The following is a 14942-nucleotide window of genomic DNA, read 5'->3' on the forward strand; positions in this document are numbered from 1 at the left end:
GACTACACCGATACCGGACATGCTGACTCCTTTTGTGACTGCTCAACGAATCTTAACAAGCTTTGCCTCCATTCTAATCAGCACAGCCCTGTGCACTCAAGCTGTGCACGCCCAAGACGCCCAGAAGGTAAACTTTGCCGAGCACAAGAATGCTGCTGCCTTGGCAGAGCGCCTGCAAACCAAAGAAGGAATACCTGCGGCGATGACGCTGGAACTGTTGAAGCAGGCTGAGCTCTTGCCACAGGTGGTGAAGGCAGTAAAGCCAGCAAAAACCAAGAGTGTTCGAAACTGGGACAAATACCGAAACAACTTTGTAGAACCTTACCGCATTCGTAAAGGCGTGGAGTTCTGGGATGCAAACCTGGACACTTTGAAAGAGGCGGAAGCCAAATACGGCATTCCGCAAGAGGTAATTGTGGCCATCATCGGCGTGGAAACCATTTACGGGCAACACATTGGCAACTACCGGGTGCTCGACTCCCTGGCCACACTGGCCTTTGCCTACCCTGAAGGCCAACGTGACCGCTCTGAATTCTTTTTAAGCGAACTCGAGGCGTTTATTGCGTTGTGCAATAGAACTCACCTGGATGCGCTTGAGGTGAAAGGCTCGTATGCGGGGGCTATCGGGCTGGGCCAATTCATGCCCAGCTCATGGACTGCATTTGCCGTGGACGGCGACGCCGACGGCATCGTGGATTTGTTTCACAGCCGCCGCGATGCAATTTTCAGCGTGGCCAATTTTCTGAAAGTACACGGGTGGGAAACTGGCAAAGCCACTCGTGTGTTGGTGGACATAGAACATGCCGACAATTTGCAGGAACTGCTGGCACCCGACATTGTGCCCACCTTCACCCCGGCGGCGATGCAACAAAAAGGCGTGAAGTTAAATGGCGAAACACAGCCTGATGAAAAACTGGCGCTGATTGAACTGGTGCGTGGAGACGGCGAGCCTGCCTTTGTGGCTGGTGGGCATAACTTTTACGTGGTAACCCGTTACAACCGCAGCTCCTTCTATGCCAACGCGGTGCTGGAACTCAGCGAAGCGTTGAAACTTAGAAGGGAGATGCTGAATTGAGTGCTTTGTCAGGCAGGAAACACACCCGTGGACAAGTAGCGATCACCACGGTCGCATACAATAAAAACAATGGTTGCGTTTTCAACTTCTTCCGCAATTTTCAGGGCAATGTGCGCCGCACCTGCTGCTGAAATACCACAGAAAATACCTTCTTCAGCTGCCATCTTTCGGGCCATTTCCTCGGCCTCAAGCTGGGTCACCTGCACCACGCGGTCTACACCGGCGGGTTTGTAAATTTTGGGCAAGTATTCTTTCGGCCATTTGCGAATGCCCGGAATTTGCGAACCCTCGCTGGGTTCAGCACCGATAATTTGTACATCCGGGTTTTGGCCCTTTAGGTAACGAGACACACCCATGATCGACCCCGTGGTGCCCATGGCGCTCACAAAGTGAGTCACTTGGCCAGCGGTGTCGCGCCAAATTTCAGGGCCAGTGGTTTCAAAGTGGGCAAGTGGGTTGTCTTCGTTGGCGAACTGGTCAAGAATTACGCCCTTGCCCTGGTCACGCATTTGCTCGGCCAGGTCACGCGCATATTCCATGCCCCCTTTTTGCGGGGTCAAAATGATTTCTGCGCCAAAGGCACGCATGGTTTGGCGACGTTCAATGCTGAGGTGCTCGGGCATGATCAGCACCATGCGGTAACCGCGAATGGCGGCCGCCATGGCCAAGGCAATACCGGTGTTGCCTGAAGTGGCCTCAATCAGCGTATCGCCCGGCTTGATTGTGCCGCGAGCTTCGGCACGCTTGATCATGGAAATGGCTGGGCGGTCTTTGACTGAACCGGCTGGGTTGTTGCCCTCCAGTTTGCCCAGAATCACATTGCCACGGTCGGCATTGGCCTTGCCAGGCAAACGTTGCAACTGCACCAGTGGGGTGTTGCCAATGGTATCTTCAATGGTGAGGTATTTCACAGCCGGATCACTTTCAACAAAGGTAATCCGGCTATTTTAGCTTAATGTAGGTGCACAACACCGTCACGCAGCGCTGGCCTGTGTTCGATCCACTGAGGCAGAAGCGAAGCAATGATCATGGTGAATAAACCCAGCACCATGCCCAACAACTGGGGTGGCCAAACTTCACTGGGGAAAAAGTTTTTGGCGATCAACCAACTGCTGACACCCACTACAATTGATGCAACTGCACCCTGCGAGGTTGCTTTTGACCAATACAAGCCAAACACCAGCGGAACAAATGCAGCAGCCAGGGTAATTTCGTAGGCGCTTTCCACCATCTCGAAAATTGAAGATTCACTGTTGATGGCAAAGGCCACCACAATGATGGTGAACACGAACACTGAAATGCGCATGGTCAACAACAAGGCCTTGTCATCCATTTTTGGATAGATGTTCTTGACAATGTTTTCTGCAAACGACACGGAGGGTGCCAACAAGGTTGCGCTGGACGTGCTCATGATTGCAGAAATGAGTGCACCAAAAAACACGATTTGTGCAAATACGGGGGTGTGCATCAACACCAGGTTGGGCAACACCATCTGCGAATCCTCCGACACCATCGCCGTGAAGGTTGCAGGGTCAATCAGAATAGCGCCGTAGGCCAAAAACACCGGGATGAACGCGAAGAAAAAGTACATGGAACCACCCAGCACAGCACCCCGCACGGCGGTTTTCTCGTCTTTGGCAGAACTGATGCGCTGGAAAATATCCTGCTGTGGAATTGAACCAAAAGCCATGGTCAGAAAGGCACCTACAAAAGGTACCCACAGCACGTAGCTGAATTCCTCCGGGAAAAACTGCAACTTGCCGGCGGCTTCAGCATGGTCAACCACAGTGCCCACACCACCAGCCAAATCAGCCACGATCCACATGATGTAAACCAAGCCCGCTGCAATCACCACCATCTGGATGAAATCGAGAATAGCCACTGACAACATGCCACCAAAAAGCGTGTAGATCAGCACCACACTGGCGCCAATGACCATGCCCCATTCTTGGGAAACTGCACCATCGGTGAGCACGTTGAAGATCAATCCCAGTGCACTGATTTGCGCCGCCACCCAACCCAGGTAAGACACCACAATGCAGGCGCTGCAAAAAATTTCAACTACCCGGTTGTAACGTACGCGGTAATAGTCGCCCAAGGTGAGCAAATTCAGGCGATAAATTTTCGGTGCGATGAACAAACCAGCCAGAATCAGGCACATGGATGCGCCAAACGGATCCGCCACAATGCCGCTCAAACCCTCTTCCACAAAGGTGGAAGAAATACCCAGCACGGTTTCCGAGCCAAACCAGGTGGCAAAAACCGTGGCAGTCACAATGGGCAGGGAAAGATGCCGGCCAGCCACGGCGTAATCCGCCGCACTACTTACATTTCTGGCCACATACAGGCCAATGAGTACAGAAACCAGCAAATACGCTACAACGGAGGCAAGCAACATCTTGAAAACCCACCAGAGAGAAAAAATGATTTCGGATTATAGGCAAGAAACATGCGCAGGGCTAGAACAGACCTTTGGGGCCTGAATAGCCAATTAAAAAGGGCCACAACAAATCAAGTGCAACCACACCAAAAAGCACAGCGAGCATCAATACCATCCAGAACAAAGCCCGGTTCAGGCGCTTTTGCTGTTTCACCAATTGTTCGATTTGATCGTCAACCCGCCCATTCGAATGCGTCAGGGTTTGGTGCAATAGTCGCGGTAAGGCCGGCAAAATTTGTGACCACTGGGCGGCCTCCCATTGCAGGCTGGACTGAAAACCCTTCAAACCGATTTGCTGGTGCATCCAGTTTTCCAGATACGGCTTTGCGGTTTTCCAAAGATCCAGGTCAGGATCAAGCTGGCGGCCAAGACCCTCCACGTTCAGCAGGGTTTTTTGCAGCAGCACCAGCTGTGGCTGAATTTCAACATTGAAGCGGCGGGAGGTTTGAAACAAACGCATCAAGGCCTGTCCCAGCGAAATTTCCTTCAATGGCTTGCCAAAGAAAGGTTCAATGCAGGCTCGAATGGCGGATTCAAGCTCATCAATACGCGTGCCCTTGGGCACCCAACCCGATTGCACATGCAGCTCAGCCACACGCTTGTAGTCTTGCCGGAAGAATGCGAGGAAGTTTTGCGCCAGGTATTGCTTGTCCACATCGCTGAGGGTGCCAACAATACCGAAATCAAGTGCAATGTATCGACCAAAATCTTCAGGCTGATCACCCACATAGATATTGCCGGGATGCATGTCTGCATGGAAAAAACCATCGCGAAACACCTGGGTGAAAAAAATTTCTACACCTTCGCGGGACAGTTTTTTCAAATCAATGTTGTTCTCGCGAAGCCGCTCGATTTGGGAAATCGGAATGCCGTGCATGCGCTCCATGGTAATCACGGTGCTGCAGCAATAGTCCCAATACATTTCAGGCACACGAAGCAGGTGCCCGCTACCCGAAGTGGACGAGAAATTACGACGCAACTGCGAGGCATTGGCCGCTTCGCGCATTAAATCCAGTTCATCGTGCAAGTATTTGTTGAACTCGGCCACCACTTCCCGGGGCTTTAAGCGCTTGCCATCGGATGAAATTTTTTCAATCCAGCGCGCAGCGGTTTTCATCAAGGCCAGGTCTTTGTCGATGACCTCGATCATGCCGGGGCGCAATACCTTCACCGCCACCTTCTTGCCTTCGTGCTCGCCAGCCCTGATTATCGCAAAGTGAACCTGGGCAATCGAGGCGCTGGCCACTGGGATGTTCTGGAAATCCAGAAACATGTCGTCAATTTGGCGGCCCAGGCTGGCTTCAATCAATTCACGGGCTTTCTCGGAGGAAAACGCGGGCACTTGGTCTTGCAATTTGGCCAACTCGTCGGCCACGTCTTCGGGCAACAAATCGCGCCGGGTTGACAGCAATTGCCCGAACTTCACAAACAACGGGCCCAGGTCTTCCAGTGCACGGCGCATGCGTTCGCCGCGCGGGGCCTGCACATGCGAGCGGGAAGAAATCAGCGTGAGAAACCACTTGGCCAAGCCATTGTTGATTGAGTCGGCGGCAATCAGGAACAGGCCATACTTTCGGGCCACCAACGCAATACGTGCCAAACGGCGAAGCTTCATTTGGGCGCACCCAACTTGGCGAAACGTTTCTCAATACGGGCAAGCTCATCACGCAGTTGGTTGACTTCATCGCGAAACGCATCGAACTCGGATGCGGTAGGTGCCATCGCTTTTTCATGCACAACGTATTCGCGCAGGTTGCTTTTGAAACGCTGTACCACATCACGTGCATTGGTGCCCAAAGCAGACAAAGTGTTCATGACCCAAACAGCCTGTGCATCGCCCACCACACGGGCCAAATCGCGCTCGGGGTCCCAGCTCAAGTCGTTGATCACGGTAGACACGGTTTGCGCGAAATCCATGTCGCCTTCAATGGCCGCTTTTCTCGACATGCTGTTGGGGTTGCTCACCGAACCAATCAAATCGGCCCATTGCATGGAAATGGTGGTATCGGCCGGTGCCGCCACACCATTGCTGGGTACACTGGCCTGAAAATATCCCTGGTCGTTCACACGCAACTGAAGCTGCATGGGAGCAATGCCCAGCACCAGCACCTTGCCGGCTTCCTTCTGCAATTTTGTTTTACTGCTGCGCTGCTGATCCAGCAAATGGTTTAGCACCAGGCACACGGTCTGAGTAACAGTGGCTGACATCAAATTCAAGGGGGCAGAGAACAAATGACCCGCTGCACCTTTGGATGAACCAGAGGAGAGCAGTTTGGAGGCAAACTGAAAAAACAATACGGGGGGACTGGCCAAGGCACACTTCCAACAATCGAAAATTTGTTTGAGTGTAACCCAGCCGGGCAGGCCAAGCCCGGCGGGTAAGTTCAAAAATTACAGATTGTGAATGCCTGAAAGCACCCAGCCACCGCCTGCCACTGGGCGGCTCATAATCCACAACTCATTTATTTCTTCAGCAGCCGCGTCTTGCTCTTCCCGCAACATGCCAGTGAATGCAACTGTAGCAATTTGCTCATCCACATCGGTTTCAAAGCCGATCAGCTGGGCATCCAAGGTAACCACATCGGTGCGGTTGACCGCGTTGCCACGGGCTTCAATTTCAGCACGCAGGTGGTCAACCACTTCATCACTGCAGTATTCGCGCAGGCCAGCAATATCGCCCTGGTCAAACACACCCTGCATGGTCACGAAAAACTTCTTGGCGCTGTTCACAAAATTCGCTTCATCGAACCCGGCTGGCAGGTCTTTCACGGGTGTTGCCGCTGGCATGGGTGCATCAAAAGCCGATGCGTTGCCAAACTGGCCGAAACCTTGATCGTTGCGTGGTGCGCCCATGCCAGGGACGGGGTCGTTAACGGGATTCGAGGGCGAGCTGTAACGCGGCGTTTGCGGCGCTTCGCGATAGCTGTTGTTGGGTGAACTTGCTGCACCAGGTGCGCTGTATGCGGGGCGCTGTTTGGCCGCTTGCTGACCGCGCAGCATGCGCACCAGGAACATGACAGCAAACACCGCTGCAGCAATCATCAACATGGTGCCCAGGAATTCAGCCATGCCCGCGCCGAAGCCAAGATAACCAAACAAAGCCGCCAGGCCCAAACCGGCTGCCAGGCCACCCAAGGGGCCCAGGAAACGGTTGCGGGGCGCGGCTGCCGTACCTGCGGTAGCACCGGCAGGGTTAGTGGCCTGCTGCTTGCTGGGCGCAGTGGAAGTGGTGCCAGAAGGCGCAGTGGTTGGAGACTTCTGGAATTGGGAAGGCGCAGAGCGGCCAAAACTGCCACCGCCACCCAGGCGCTTGGCCTCGGCATCGGTAGGCAGAGCACCCAAACTCAGAAAGGCTGCTACTACAGCCAAGACAGACAATCGAACAGACCAAACACGGGTTTTCACAGCAAAAGCCTCCAGAATATTAATTTTTCGCGTGTAGCCAATAGACAAACTCAGGCGAATTTGGTTCCTTGGTGCAACGCGACCACACCCGCAGTGAAGTTGGTGTACTTCACCTGATCGAACCCACTTTCAAGCATGATGCTTTTCAGGGTTTCCTGATCCGGGTGCATGCGAATGCTCTCAGCCAAATACTGGTAGCTGGCACTGTCCTGCGCCACAATTTGACCAATTTTTGGCAACACCTGAAATGAATACAGATCATAGGCCGGGGCCAACAAGGGGTTTACCTTTGAGAATTCAAGCACCAGCACTTTGCCACCCGGCTTGATTACCCGGCGCATTTCGCCCAAGGCCACATCCTTGTGGGTCATGTTGCGCAAACCAAACGCCACGGTCACCACATCAAAGTAATTGTCGGGAAATGGCAGCTTTTCAGCGTCGCACAGGGTCATTTTTGGCAAATACCCATGATCGATCATGCGATTCCGGCCCACACGCAACATGCTCTCATTGATGTCCGTCAGCCACACTTCGCCGCTTGGGCCCACTTTGTCCAGAAAGGCCTTGCTCAAATCGCCCGTACCACCCGCAATATCGAGCACCTTCATGCCGGGGCGAACACCCGCCGCACGCACTGTGCTGGCCTTCCAAAGGCGGTGCATACCACCCGACATCAGGTCGTTCATGATGTCGTATTTCGCCGCCACCGAGTCGAACACCTCGGCTACTTTCTTGGCTTTTTGGTCCTCGGGAACCTTCTCAAAGCCGAAATCGGTAATTTTATCGTTCATGTTGATGTGTGGCGTTGATTAATGGCTTGCGCAGGCGCCGCCCTTCTTCTGTTCAAAAGGAATGTTTTCAGGCGCATTCGGTTCGCGGCTTGCGCCAGCAGCCTTCATGCGTTCCAGGTAGTCTTCCCACAAACCTTCCTGGTTCTCGCCCATCCACAGCAGGTATTGCCAGCTAAAAAGGCCTGAATCATGACCATCCGAGAAAAACGGCTTGATGGCATACATGCCCACAGGCTCAAGATTGTTGATGGTTACTTCTTTTTTACCCACCTGCAGGGTTTCCTGTCCGGGGCCATGACCACGAACTTCTGCAGAAGGCGAATACACCCGCAACAGTTCGAATGGCAGGTTGAAACAGGCACCGGTGTCGAACTCGATCTCGAGTACCTTGGACTTTTGATGCACAACAATGCGTGTCGGGGTGGGGATATTGGTGGTTTCCATGCTGCTTGGGGTCTTTGGAATGCGTAATCCTCAAGTGTATCTCATCAAGGCCAACAGCGGTTTACACCACGGCGCGGGATTAATTTGATGACGATTCATTCAAGTGTCATATTACTGTCATGGAAATCCACTACTTTAGGTGGCATTGCACACAACAAATATGCCAGAGAAGAGGAAAAACGAGATGTCCAGCACCATCCTAGTTGTCGAAGATGAACCCGCGATTGCAGAACTGATTGCTGTCAACTTGAGTTTTGCCGGGCACAAAGTGCTGCGAGCCGCTGATGCGGACCAGGCAAAAACATTGATTACCGCGGAATTGCCTGATTTGGTGCTGCTGGACTGGATGTTACCCGGCAAAACCGGCATTCAGTTCGCGCATGAACTGCGTGGCCACGAGCGCACGCGCCATGTGCCGGTGATCATGCTGACTGCCCGCACCGAGGAACAAGACAAGGTAGATGGCCTGGAAGCTGGAGCAGACGATTACATCACCAAGCCCTTCTCGCCCAAGGAATTGCTGGCTCGGATCAAAGCCGTGCTGCGCCGCCGTGCGCCCCAGTTGACCGACGACATTGTTGAAGTACACGGTCTGAAACTGGACCCGGTGACGCACCGCATCATGGGCCATGACAAGATCATCGACATGGGCCCCACAGAATTCCGCCTGCTGCACTTCTTCATGACCCACCCAGAGCGCGTGCACAGCCGCACCCAGTTGCTGGACCAAGTTTGGGGGGACCATGTGTTTGTTGAAGAGCGCACTGTAGACGTACACATTCGACGTTTGCGCCAGGCTTTGACCATTTCTGGCCATGACCGCCTGATTGAAACAGTTCGCGGTGCCGGCTACCGTTTTACTGCAACGCAAAATGAAGGTGCACTAAACTAAGGGCTCCCCTGGAAGGGATATTCCCCTAGAATACGCACCTATGGCGTTCATCTTTTTTCGATTGATACTGTTGGCCATGGTGCTAGGTGCAGCCGCCATCGTGGGTCAAATGGTCGCTGGCCACAAGGGCGCAGTGGCAGGGTCTATCTTGGCCTCGCTTTTCATATATGCCCTGCATGTGCGTTCGGGTCTGCGAATTATTGAATGGCTGGACAACTTCAAGGTTGAAAATGTGCCCGATGTCTCGGGCTGGTGGGACGACCTGGCCGCGAAGCTGTTTCGTTACCTTCGTTTACATCAGCGCCAACAACAGGCACTCACCAATGCCTTGGTGTCATTTCGTACGGCTGCCCAAGCCCTGCCCGACGGCGTAGTCACGCTTGATTCAGAAGGCCACATTTCCTGGTGCAACGACACTGCGCAAGACCACCTTGGCTTAAAGCTGGGCAGTGACATTGGGCAGCCTTTGATTAATCTGGTCCGTAACCCGAACTTCTCCAAGTACATTCGTAGCCGCTCCTGGGAGCAACCCTTGATCATGACCGCGCCGCGCAGCCGCAGCAAGGTTTTGTCGGTGCAGTTGGTGAGCTACGGAGACAAGCAAATGCTGGTGCTTTCACGCGATGTAACCCAGGTAGAAAAACTGGAACGCATGCGCCGAGACTTCATCGCCAACGTGTCGCATGAACTGAAAACACCGTTGACTGTACTGAGCGGTTTTCTGGAAACCTTCCGCGACCTGCCTTTGAGCAAAGAACAGCAACTCGAATACCTGAATTTGATGTACACCCAGGCCAACCGCATGCAGAACCTGGTGGAGGACCTGTTGGCCTTGTCAGCGCTGGAATCCTCGCCCAACGCAGGCGAAGGTGGCGAGCCAGTTGACTTAAGCGGAATTGCACAAAAAACAGGCGATGAAGCACAACAGCTGTCGGCCGGCAAACACAATATTTCCGTGGATGTGGAAAAAGGCCTGATGGGGTTTGGCAATTCGGCCGAAATTTTCAGCGCGTTCTCGAATATCGTGACCAATGCGGTGCGCTACACCCCCGAGAAGGGAAACATTACGATCACGCTAAGGCGGGCGGAAAACGAAATTGGCAAGGCCTGCGCTGCTTTCGTGGTGCGCGACACAGGCATTGGTATTTCAGCAGAACATATTCCGCGGTTGACCGAGCGGTTTTACCGTGTAGACCGCAGCCGTTCACGCGAAAGCGGCGGTACAGGTTTGGGCTTGGCCATTGTGAAACATGTGGTGCAACGCCACGATGGTGAACTGGACATTCAAAGCAGGCCGAATGCAGGCAGTACCTTCACCATTCTGATGCCGCTGGCGAAGGCTGGCGCGGCTTCCAAGCCTGCGCTTGCTGAAGCGACGGTTGTTTGAGCGTAGCGTTCGGTGAGACATTGAGTGCAATGCTCGATTTGAGCGACCTCAGCCCGGAAACGCAGCCAGCAATTCAGCACGCAGCGCCAACATCCATTTGGGCTTTGAATCAAGCACCCACTGCTGGCGGGGCGACAGCGACACCCCCGGTTTGGCTGCAGCCCACACGGGCGCAGGAAAGTGTTTGTCGTCTGTAAAACGGGGAATGACGTGCCAGTGCAAATGCGGCACCACGTTACCCAGCGTTGCAATATTCGCTTTGTCGGCTTTAAATACGCGAAGCACGAATTGTTCAAGCAACACCACCGCATCCATACACAGCATGCGATCTTCACGGTTTAAATCGGAAAACTCCCGCACATGGTCGTTCCAGACCAGGCGAAGAAAGCCCGGGTAGTCCGCATCGACGGCCTCGATAACACGGAATTTGCTGCAATTGAACACCCAATCACCGCCCGGTGTGGCACACAGGGGGCAATTGGGATTTTGTGAAACGGAATCAGACAAGGATGCGCTCGATACCGCCGTCATTGGCTTCTTTCACGTAGTTTTGCAGCCATTCCTTGCCCAGTACATTCTTGGCAATTTCAACCACAATATAATCGGCATCCACATTGGCGTCGTCGCTGTAGCGGCTCAAACCTTGCAAGCAAGACGGGCAACTGGTCAGAATTTTGACATCCGCCTGAGGCGCTTTCTCGCGCAGCTTGTCAGCCCCCTTGCGCATTTCCTCTTCCTTGCGGAATCGAACCTGCGTGGCCACATCGGGACGTGACACACCGAAGGTGCCTGACTCGCCACAGCAACGGTCATTTTTCGTGATGTTTTGACCTTGCAATTCGCTGTTCATTAACTGGTTCACGACCTTCAGCGGATCATAGGTTTTCATGGGCGTGTGGCAAGGGTCGTGGTACATGTATTGCGTACCCGTCACGTTGTCCAGCTTCACGCCTTTTTCCATCAGGAATTCATGAATGTCGATGATGCGGCAGCCCGGGAAGATTTTCTCGAATTCATAACCCTGCAACTGGTCGTAACACGTGCCACAACTGACCACCACGGTTTTGATATCGAGGTAGTTCAGTGTATTGGCCACGCGGTGGAACAGCACACGGTTATCGGTAATCATTTTCTCGGCTTTGTCGTACTGCCCAGCCCCGCGCTGCGGGTAGCCGCAACACAGGTAACCGGGTGGCAACACGGTTTGCACGCCTACATTCCACAACATGGCTTGCGTGGCCAAACCCACTTGGCTATACAAGCGCTCCGAGCCGCAACCAGGGAAGTAGAACACCGCTTCGGTGTCAGCCTGTGTGGTTTTCGGGTTGCGAATAACCGGTACGTAATCGCTGTTCTCGATGTCAAGCAGCGCACGTGCCGTTTTCTTGGGCAAACCACCGGGCATGGGTTTGTTGATGAAGTGAATCACCTGCTCACGAATCGGTGCCTTGCCGACGGTAGCTGGTGGCTTGGCAGTTTGCTTGTTCAACATGCCCAGCGATTTGGCCACCTTGTATGCGCCGCGTTGCAGCTTGTAACCAATACCGGTCATGCCCACACGCATGGCCTTGATGGTGGCCGGGTCTTTCGCATTCAGGAAAGTCATGGCCAAGGCTGTGCCCGGGTTAAAGCTTTTCTTGTCCATCTTGCGCAACAAGGCGCGCATGTTCATGGACACATCGCCAAAGTCAATGTCGACCGGGCAAGGCGTCAAGCACTTGTGGCACACGGTGCAGTGGTCAGCCACATCTTCAAATTCTTCCCAATGCTTGATAGACACACCACGGCGGGTTTGCTCTTCATACAGGAAGGCCTCAACCAACAATGAGGTGGCCAAGATTTTATTGCGTGGGCTGTACAACAAGTTGGCGCGCGGCACATGGGTAGAACACACAGGCTTGCACTTGCCGCAACGCAGACAGTCTTTCACTGAAGTGGCAATGGAGCCAATGTCGCTTTGGCTCATGATCAGGCTTTCATGGCCCATCAGGTTAAAGCTGGGCGTGTAAGCGTTGGTCAAATCGCCGCCTGGCAGCAACTTGCCCTTGTTGAATCGACCTTCCGGGTCGATGCGCTGCTTGTAGTCCTGGAAAGGCTGCAACTCTTCCTTCGTCAGGTATTGGTATTTGGTAATACCAATGCCATGTTCGCCGGAAATAACACCATCGAGATTGCGGGCAATTTGCATGATTCGGTCCACAGTGTGTTCCGCTTCATGCAGCATTTCATAGTCGTCAGAATTCACCGGAATGTTGGTGTGCACATTGCCATCCCCAGCGTGCATGTGCAGTGCTACGAACAGGCGGCCACGCAACACTTGCTTGTGAATGGCCTTGCATTCTTCCATCACAGGGACAAACACACCACCCTCGAAAATGCGATTCAGGTTGTGGCGCAGCTCGGTTTTCCAGCTGACACGGATGGTGCGGTCTTGCAGCACATCAAACACCGTGGCCTCGGGCTGTTCAGCCAGGCGCTTTTCAAGTGCAGCATCCAGGTGCCCCAAGCCAATGGTTTTCATCACCGGGTTGGCTTGTGCCAAAGGCATGTTCATATTGCCCAGCAACCAGCTCCAGCGCTCGTGTACCGATTCAAGCAATTCAACAGCGCGACCCACACGATCACCAACCAAGTCTTCAACAGACAACTTGGTTGAATCGACTTCGTCGGTCTTGCCCAAGGTGAGCGGCTTCTCAAAGAACGAGCGCAATGCCGCAACCAGCTTCAGCTTGTTGCGAATTGACAGTTCAATGTTGATGCGTTCAATTTCGTCGGTGTATTCACCCATGCGCGGCAAGGGGATGACCACGTCTTCGTTGATCTTGAAGGCATTGGTGTGGCGCGCAATGGCCGCTGTGCGTGCGCGGTCGAGCCAGAACTTCTTGCGGGCTTCAGGGCTGACTGCCACAAAACCTTCACCAGCGCGACCGTTGGACAAGCGGACCACTTCAGAGGCCGCTTGGGCCACTGCGTTTTCATCGTCGCCCACGATGTCACCAAACAAGACCATTTTCGGGAAGGCACCACGCTTGGATTTGGGGCTGTATTTCACCGCACGCAAATAGCGCTCGTCGAGATGCTCAAGGCCCGCCAGAATGGCGCCCATGGCTTTGCCTTCACCGTCGAGGTAATTTTTGATTTCAACAATCGAGGGCACTGCATCGCGGGCTTGACCGTAAAACTCCAGACACACCGTGCGGGTGTGCTTGGGCATGCGGTGCAAAATCCATTTGGCGGATGTAATCAGCCCGTCGCAACCTTCTTTCTGAATGCCAGGCAAACCGGCCAGAAACTTGTCGGTGACGTCTTTGCCCAACCCCACTTTGCGGAATCGCGCTCCCTCAACAGTCAAACGTTCGGTCTTCAGAATTTTGGCGTTCGGGGCCTGGCGACCATCGGACCACACCAGGTCGAACTCGGCGTAAGGTGCGTCGTGAATTTTGCCCAGGTTGTGGTTCACGCGGGTCACTTCAAGCCAGTCACCCTGCGGGTCAACCATTCTCCACCAGGCCAGGTTGTCTAGCGCGGTGCCCCACAACACGGCTTTCTTGCCGCCCGCATTCATGGCGATATTGCCGCCGATACAGCTGGCCTCAGCCGACGTAGGGTCTACTGCAAACACACGGCCTGCATGTTCTGCCGCCTCGGACACACGCTTGGTAACCACGCCTGCGCCAGAGAATACGGTGGCGTATTCTTCGCTTAAGCCGGGCAGCACTTCCATTTTTACCTGGCCGAGTTCCTCCAGCTTTTCGGTATTGATAATGGCTGACATGGCCGTGAGTGGCACTGCGCCACCGGTGTAACCCGTGCCGCCCCCACGTGGAATGATGGTGAGCCCCAAATCGATACAGGCTTTCACCAAACCGGGAATTTCAGATTCTCGATCGGGGGTGAGCACCACGAAGGGGTATTCAACGCGCCAGTCGGTTGCATCGGTTACATGTGAAACACGGGACAAACCATCGTATTTGATGTTGTCTTTTGCGGTGTGCTCACCCAGTGCTTTGCGGGCATGACCCCGCAAAATTGCCATGGCTTCCAGCTCGCGCTGAAACTCGAACACGGCCTTTTCAGCCACGGTCAACAATTCGCGTACCTTGGCGCTGCGGTCCTCAGAGTCGGTTTCTACAGCAGCGTCTTTCACCTCAACCCGGCGGGCATCAATTTCACTCAAGCGGTGAAACAAAGCCTCGATCAGCGCGGTCAGGCGCTTGGGGTTGTCCAGCAAGTCGTCTTGCAAATAAGGATTGCGGCGAACCACCCAAATATCGCCCAATACTTCGAACAACATGCGGGCGGATCGGCCGGTTTTTCTTTCCTGGCGAAGCTCTTGAAGAATGTTCCAGGCCGACTCACCCAGCAGGCGGATCACGATTTCACGGTCCGAAAACGAGGTGTAGTTGTATGGAATTTCCCGCAGCCGCGCGGTTTCGCCGGCTGAGGGTTTCAATGTATTCAATTCGACGGGTGCGTTCATGTAAAACCTTTTGACTGCTTAGCTTGTC

General features: G+C 53.9%; 12 protein-coding genes. 3 read left to right on the top strand and 9 right to left on the bottom strand.

The window, feature by feature from the left end:
- Positions 1 to 19: 19 nt before the first annotated feature.
- Positions 20 to 1075: a lytic murein transglycosylase B gene (gene mltB, locus B4C79_RS05700; RefSeq protein ID WP_291739348.1), complete on the top strand. Its 1056-nt coding sequence runs from the start codon at positions 20 to 22 to the stop codon at positions 1073 to 1075.
- Positions 1076 to 1083: 8 nt separating this feature from the next.
- Here mltB and cysM read toward each other — a convergent pair whose 3' ends face one another.
- From cysM to B4C79_RS05735, 7 genes are all read right to left on the bottom strand, one after another.
- Positions 1084 to 1986 (bottom strand): cysteine synthase CysM, encoded by a 903-nt coding sequence (gene cysM / locus B4C79_RS05705; RefSeq protein WP_171097896.1) that lies wholly within the window; start codon positions 1984 to 1986, stop codon positions 1084 to 1086.
- Positions 1987 to 2027: 41 nt separating this feature from the next.
- Positions 2028 to 3473 (bottom strand): sodium:solute symporter family protein, encoded by a 1446-nt coding sequence (locus B4C79_RS05710; protein ID WP_171097894.1) that lies wholly within the window; start codon positions 3471 to 3473, stop codon positions 2028 to 2030.
- Between the two features lie 61 nt (positions 3474 to 3534).
- Complete coding sequence (ubiB, locus tag B4C79_RS05715; RefSeq protein WP_171097892.1) at positions 3535 to 5130, bottom strand: ubiquinone biosynthesis regulatory protein kinase UbiB; 1596 nt, start codon at positions 5128 to 5130, stop codon at positions 3535 to 3537.
- Positions 5127 to 5828: a ubiquinone biosynthesis accessory factor UbiJ gene (locus B4C79_RS05720; protein WP_291743487.1), complete on the bottom strand. Its 702-nt coding sequence runs from the start codon at positions 5826 to 5828 to the stop codon at positions 5127 to 5129. Before B4C79_RS05720 ends, ubiB begins: the two co-directional genes overlap by 4 nt.
- A gap of 78 nt (positions 5829 to 5906) precedes the next feature.
- Complete coding sequence (locus B4C79_RS05725; protein ID WP_291743486.1) at positions 5907 to 6920, bottom strand: Tim44 domain-containing protein; 1014 nt, start codon at positions 6918 to 6920, stop codon at positions 5907 to 5909.
- Between the two features lie 50 nt (positions 6921 to 6970).
- Positions 6971 to 7711, bottom strand: coding sequence for a bifunctional demethylmenaquinone methyltransferase/2-methoxy-6-polyprenyl-1,4-benzoquinol methylase UbiE (ubiE, locus tag B4C79_RS05730; protein WP_171097884.1), 741 nt, complete (start codon positions 7709 to 7711; stop codon positions 6971 to 6973).
- Between the two features lie 18 nt (positions 7712 to 7729).
- On the bottom strand, positions 7730 to 8155 hold the full coding sequence (locus tag B4C79_RS05735) for a gamma-butyrobetaine hydroxylase-like domain-containing protein (RefSeq protein WP_008250308.1): 426 nt from the start codon (positions 8153 to 8155) through the stop codon (positions 7730 to 7732).
- Between the two features lie 184 nt (positions 8156 to 8339).
- On the opposite strand from B4C79_RS05735, the gene phoB reads away from it, so the two are divergent.
- Both phoB and phoR read left to right on the top strand, forming a co-directional pair.
- Entirely contained in the window at positions 8340 to 9047 is a 708-nt protein-coding gene (gene phoB / locus B4C79_RS05740) for a phosphate regulon transcriptional regulator PhoB (RefSeq protein ID WP_008250307.1), read from the top strand.
- 40 nt (positions 9048 to 9087) lie between these two features.
- The gene (gene phoR, locus B4C79_RS05745) at positions 9088 to 10434 is read left to right on the top strand and encodes a phosphate regulon sensor histidine kinase PhoR (RefSeq protein WP_291743482.1); all 1347 of its coding nucleotides are present in this window, start codon (positions 9088 to 9090) and stop codon (positions 10432 to 10434) included.
- A gap of 48 nt (positions 10435 to 10482) precedes the next feature.
- Here the strand turns inward: phoR and B4C79_RS05750 are convergent, their stop codons facing one another.
- Both B4C79_RS05750 and B4C79_RS05755 read right to left on the bottom strand, forming a co-directional pair.
- Positions 10483 to 10941: an HIT family protein gene (locus B4C79_RS05750; protein WP_008250305.1), complete on the bottom strand. Its 459-nt coding sequence runs from the start codon at positions 10939 to 10941 to the stop codon at positions 10483 to 10485.
- Positions 10934 to 14914 carry a DUF3683 domain-containing protein gene (locus B4C79_RS05755; RefSeq protein ID WP_171097879.1) on the bottom strand — a complete coding sequence of 1327 codons (3981 nt, stop codon included), beginning with the start codon at positions 14912 to 14914 and terminating at the stop codon, positions 10934 to 10936. Before B4C79_RS05755 ends, B4C79_RS05750 begins: the two co-directional genes overlap by 8 nt.
- Positions 14915 to 14942: the final 28 nt, after the last annotated feature.

This window comes from Limnobacter sp. UBA7229, assembly GCF_002473065.1.
GTDB lineage: Bacteria > Pseudomonadota > Gammaproteobacteria > Burkholderiales > Burkholderiaceae_B > Limnobacter > Limnobacter profundi.

Bases quoted from the DNA above. Each gene is read 5' to 3' on its own strand.
- ubiB (WP_171097892.1), bottom strand. From the start codon at position 5,130: ATGAAGCTTCGCCGTTTGGCACGTATTGCGTTGGTGGCCCGAAAGTAT.
- B4C79_RS05735 (WP_008250308.1), bottom strand. From the start codon at position 8,155: ATGGAAACCACCAATATCCCCACCCCGACACGCATTGTTGTGCATCAA.
- B4C79_RS05755 (WP_171097879.1), bottom strand. From the start codon at position 14,914: ATGAACGCACCCGTCGAATTGAATACATTGAAACCCTCAGCCGGCGAA.
- B4C79_RS05710 (WP_171097894.1), bottom strand. From the start codon at position 3,473: ATGTTGCTTGCCTCCGTTGTAGCGTATTTGCTGGTTTCTGTACTCATT.
- ubiE (WP_171097884.1), bottom strand. From the start codon at position 7,711: ATGAACGATAAAATTACCGATTTCGGCTTTGAGAAGGTTCCCGAGGAC.
- phoB (WP_008250307.1), top strand. From the start codon at position 8,340: ATGTCCAGCACCATCCTAGTTGTCGAAGATGAACCCGCGATTGCAGAA.
- mltB (WP_291739348.1), top strand. From the start codon at position 20: ATGCTGACTCCTTTTGTGACTGCTCAACGAATCTTAACAAGCTTTGCC.
- phoR (WP_291743482.1), top strand. From the start codon at position 9,088: ATGGCGTTCATCTTTTTTCGATTGATACTGTTGGCCATGGTGCTAGGT.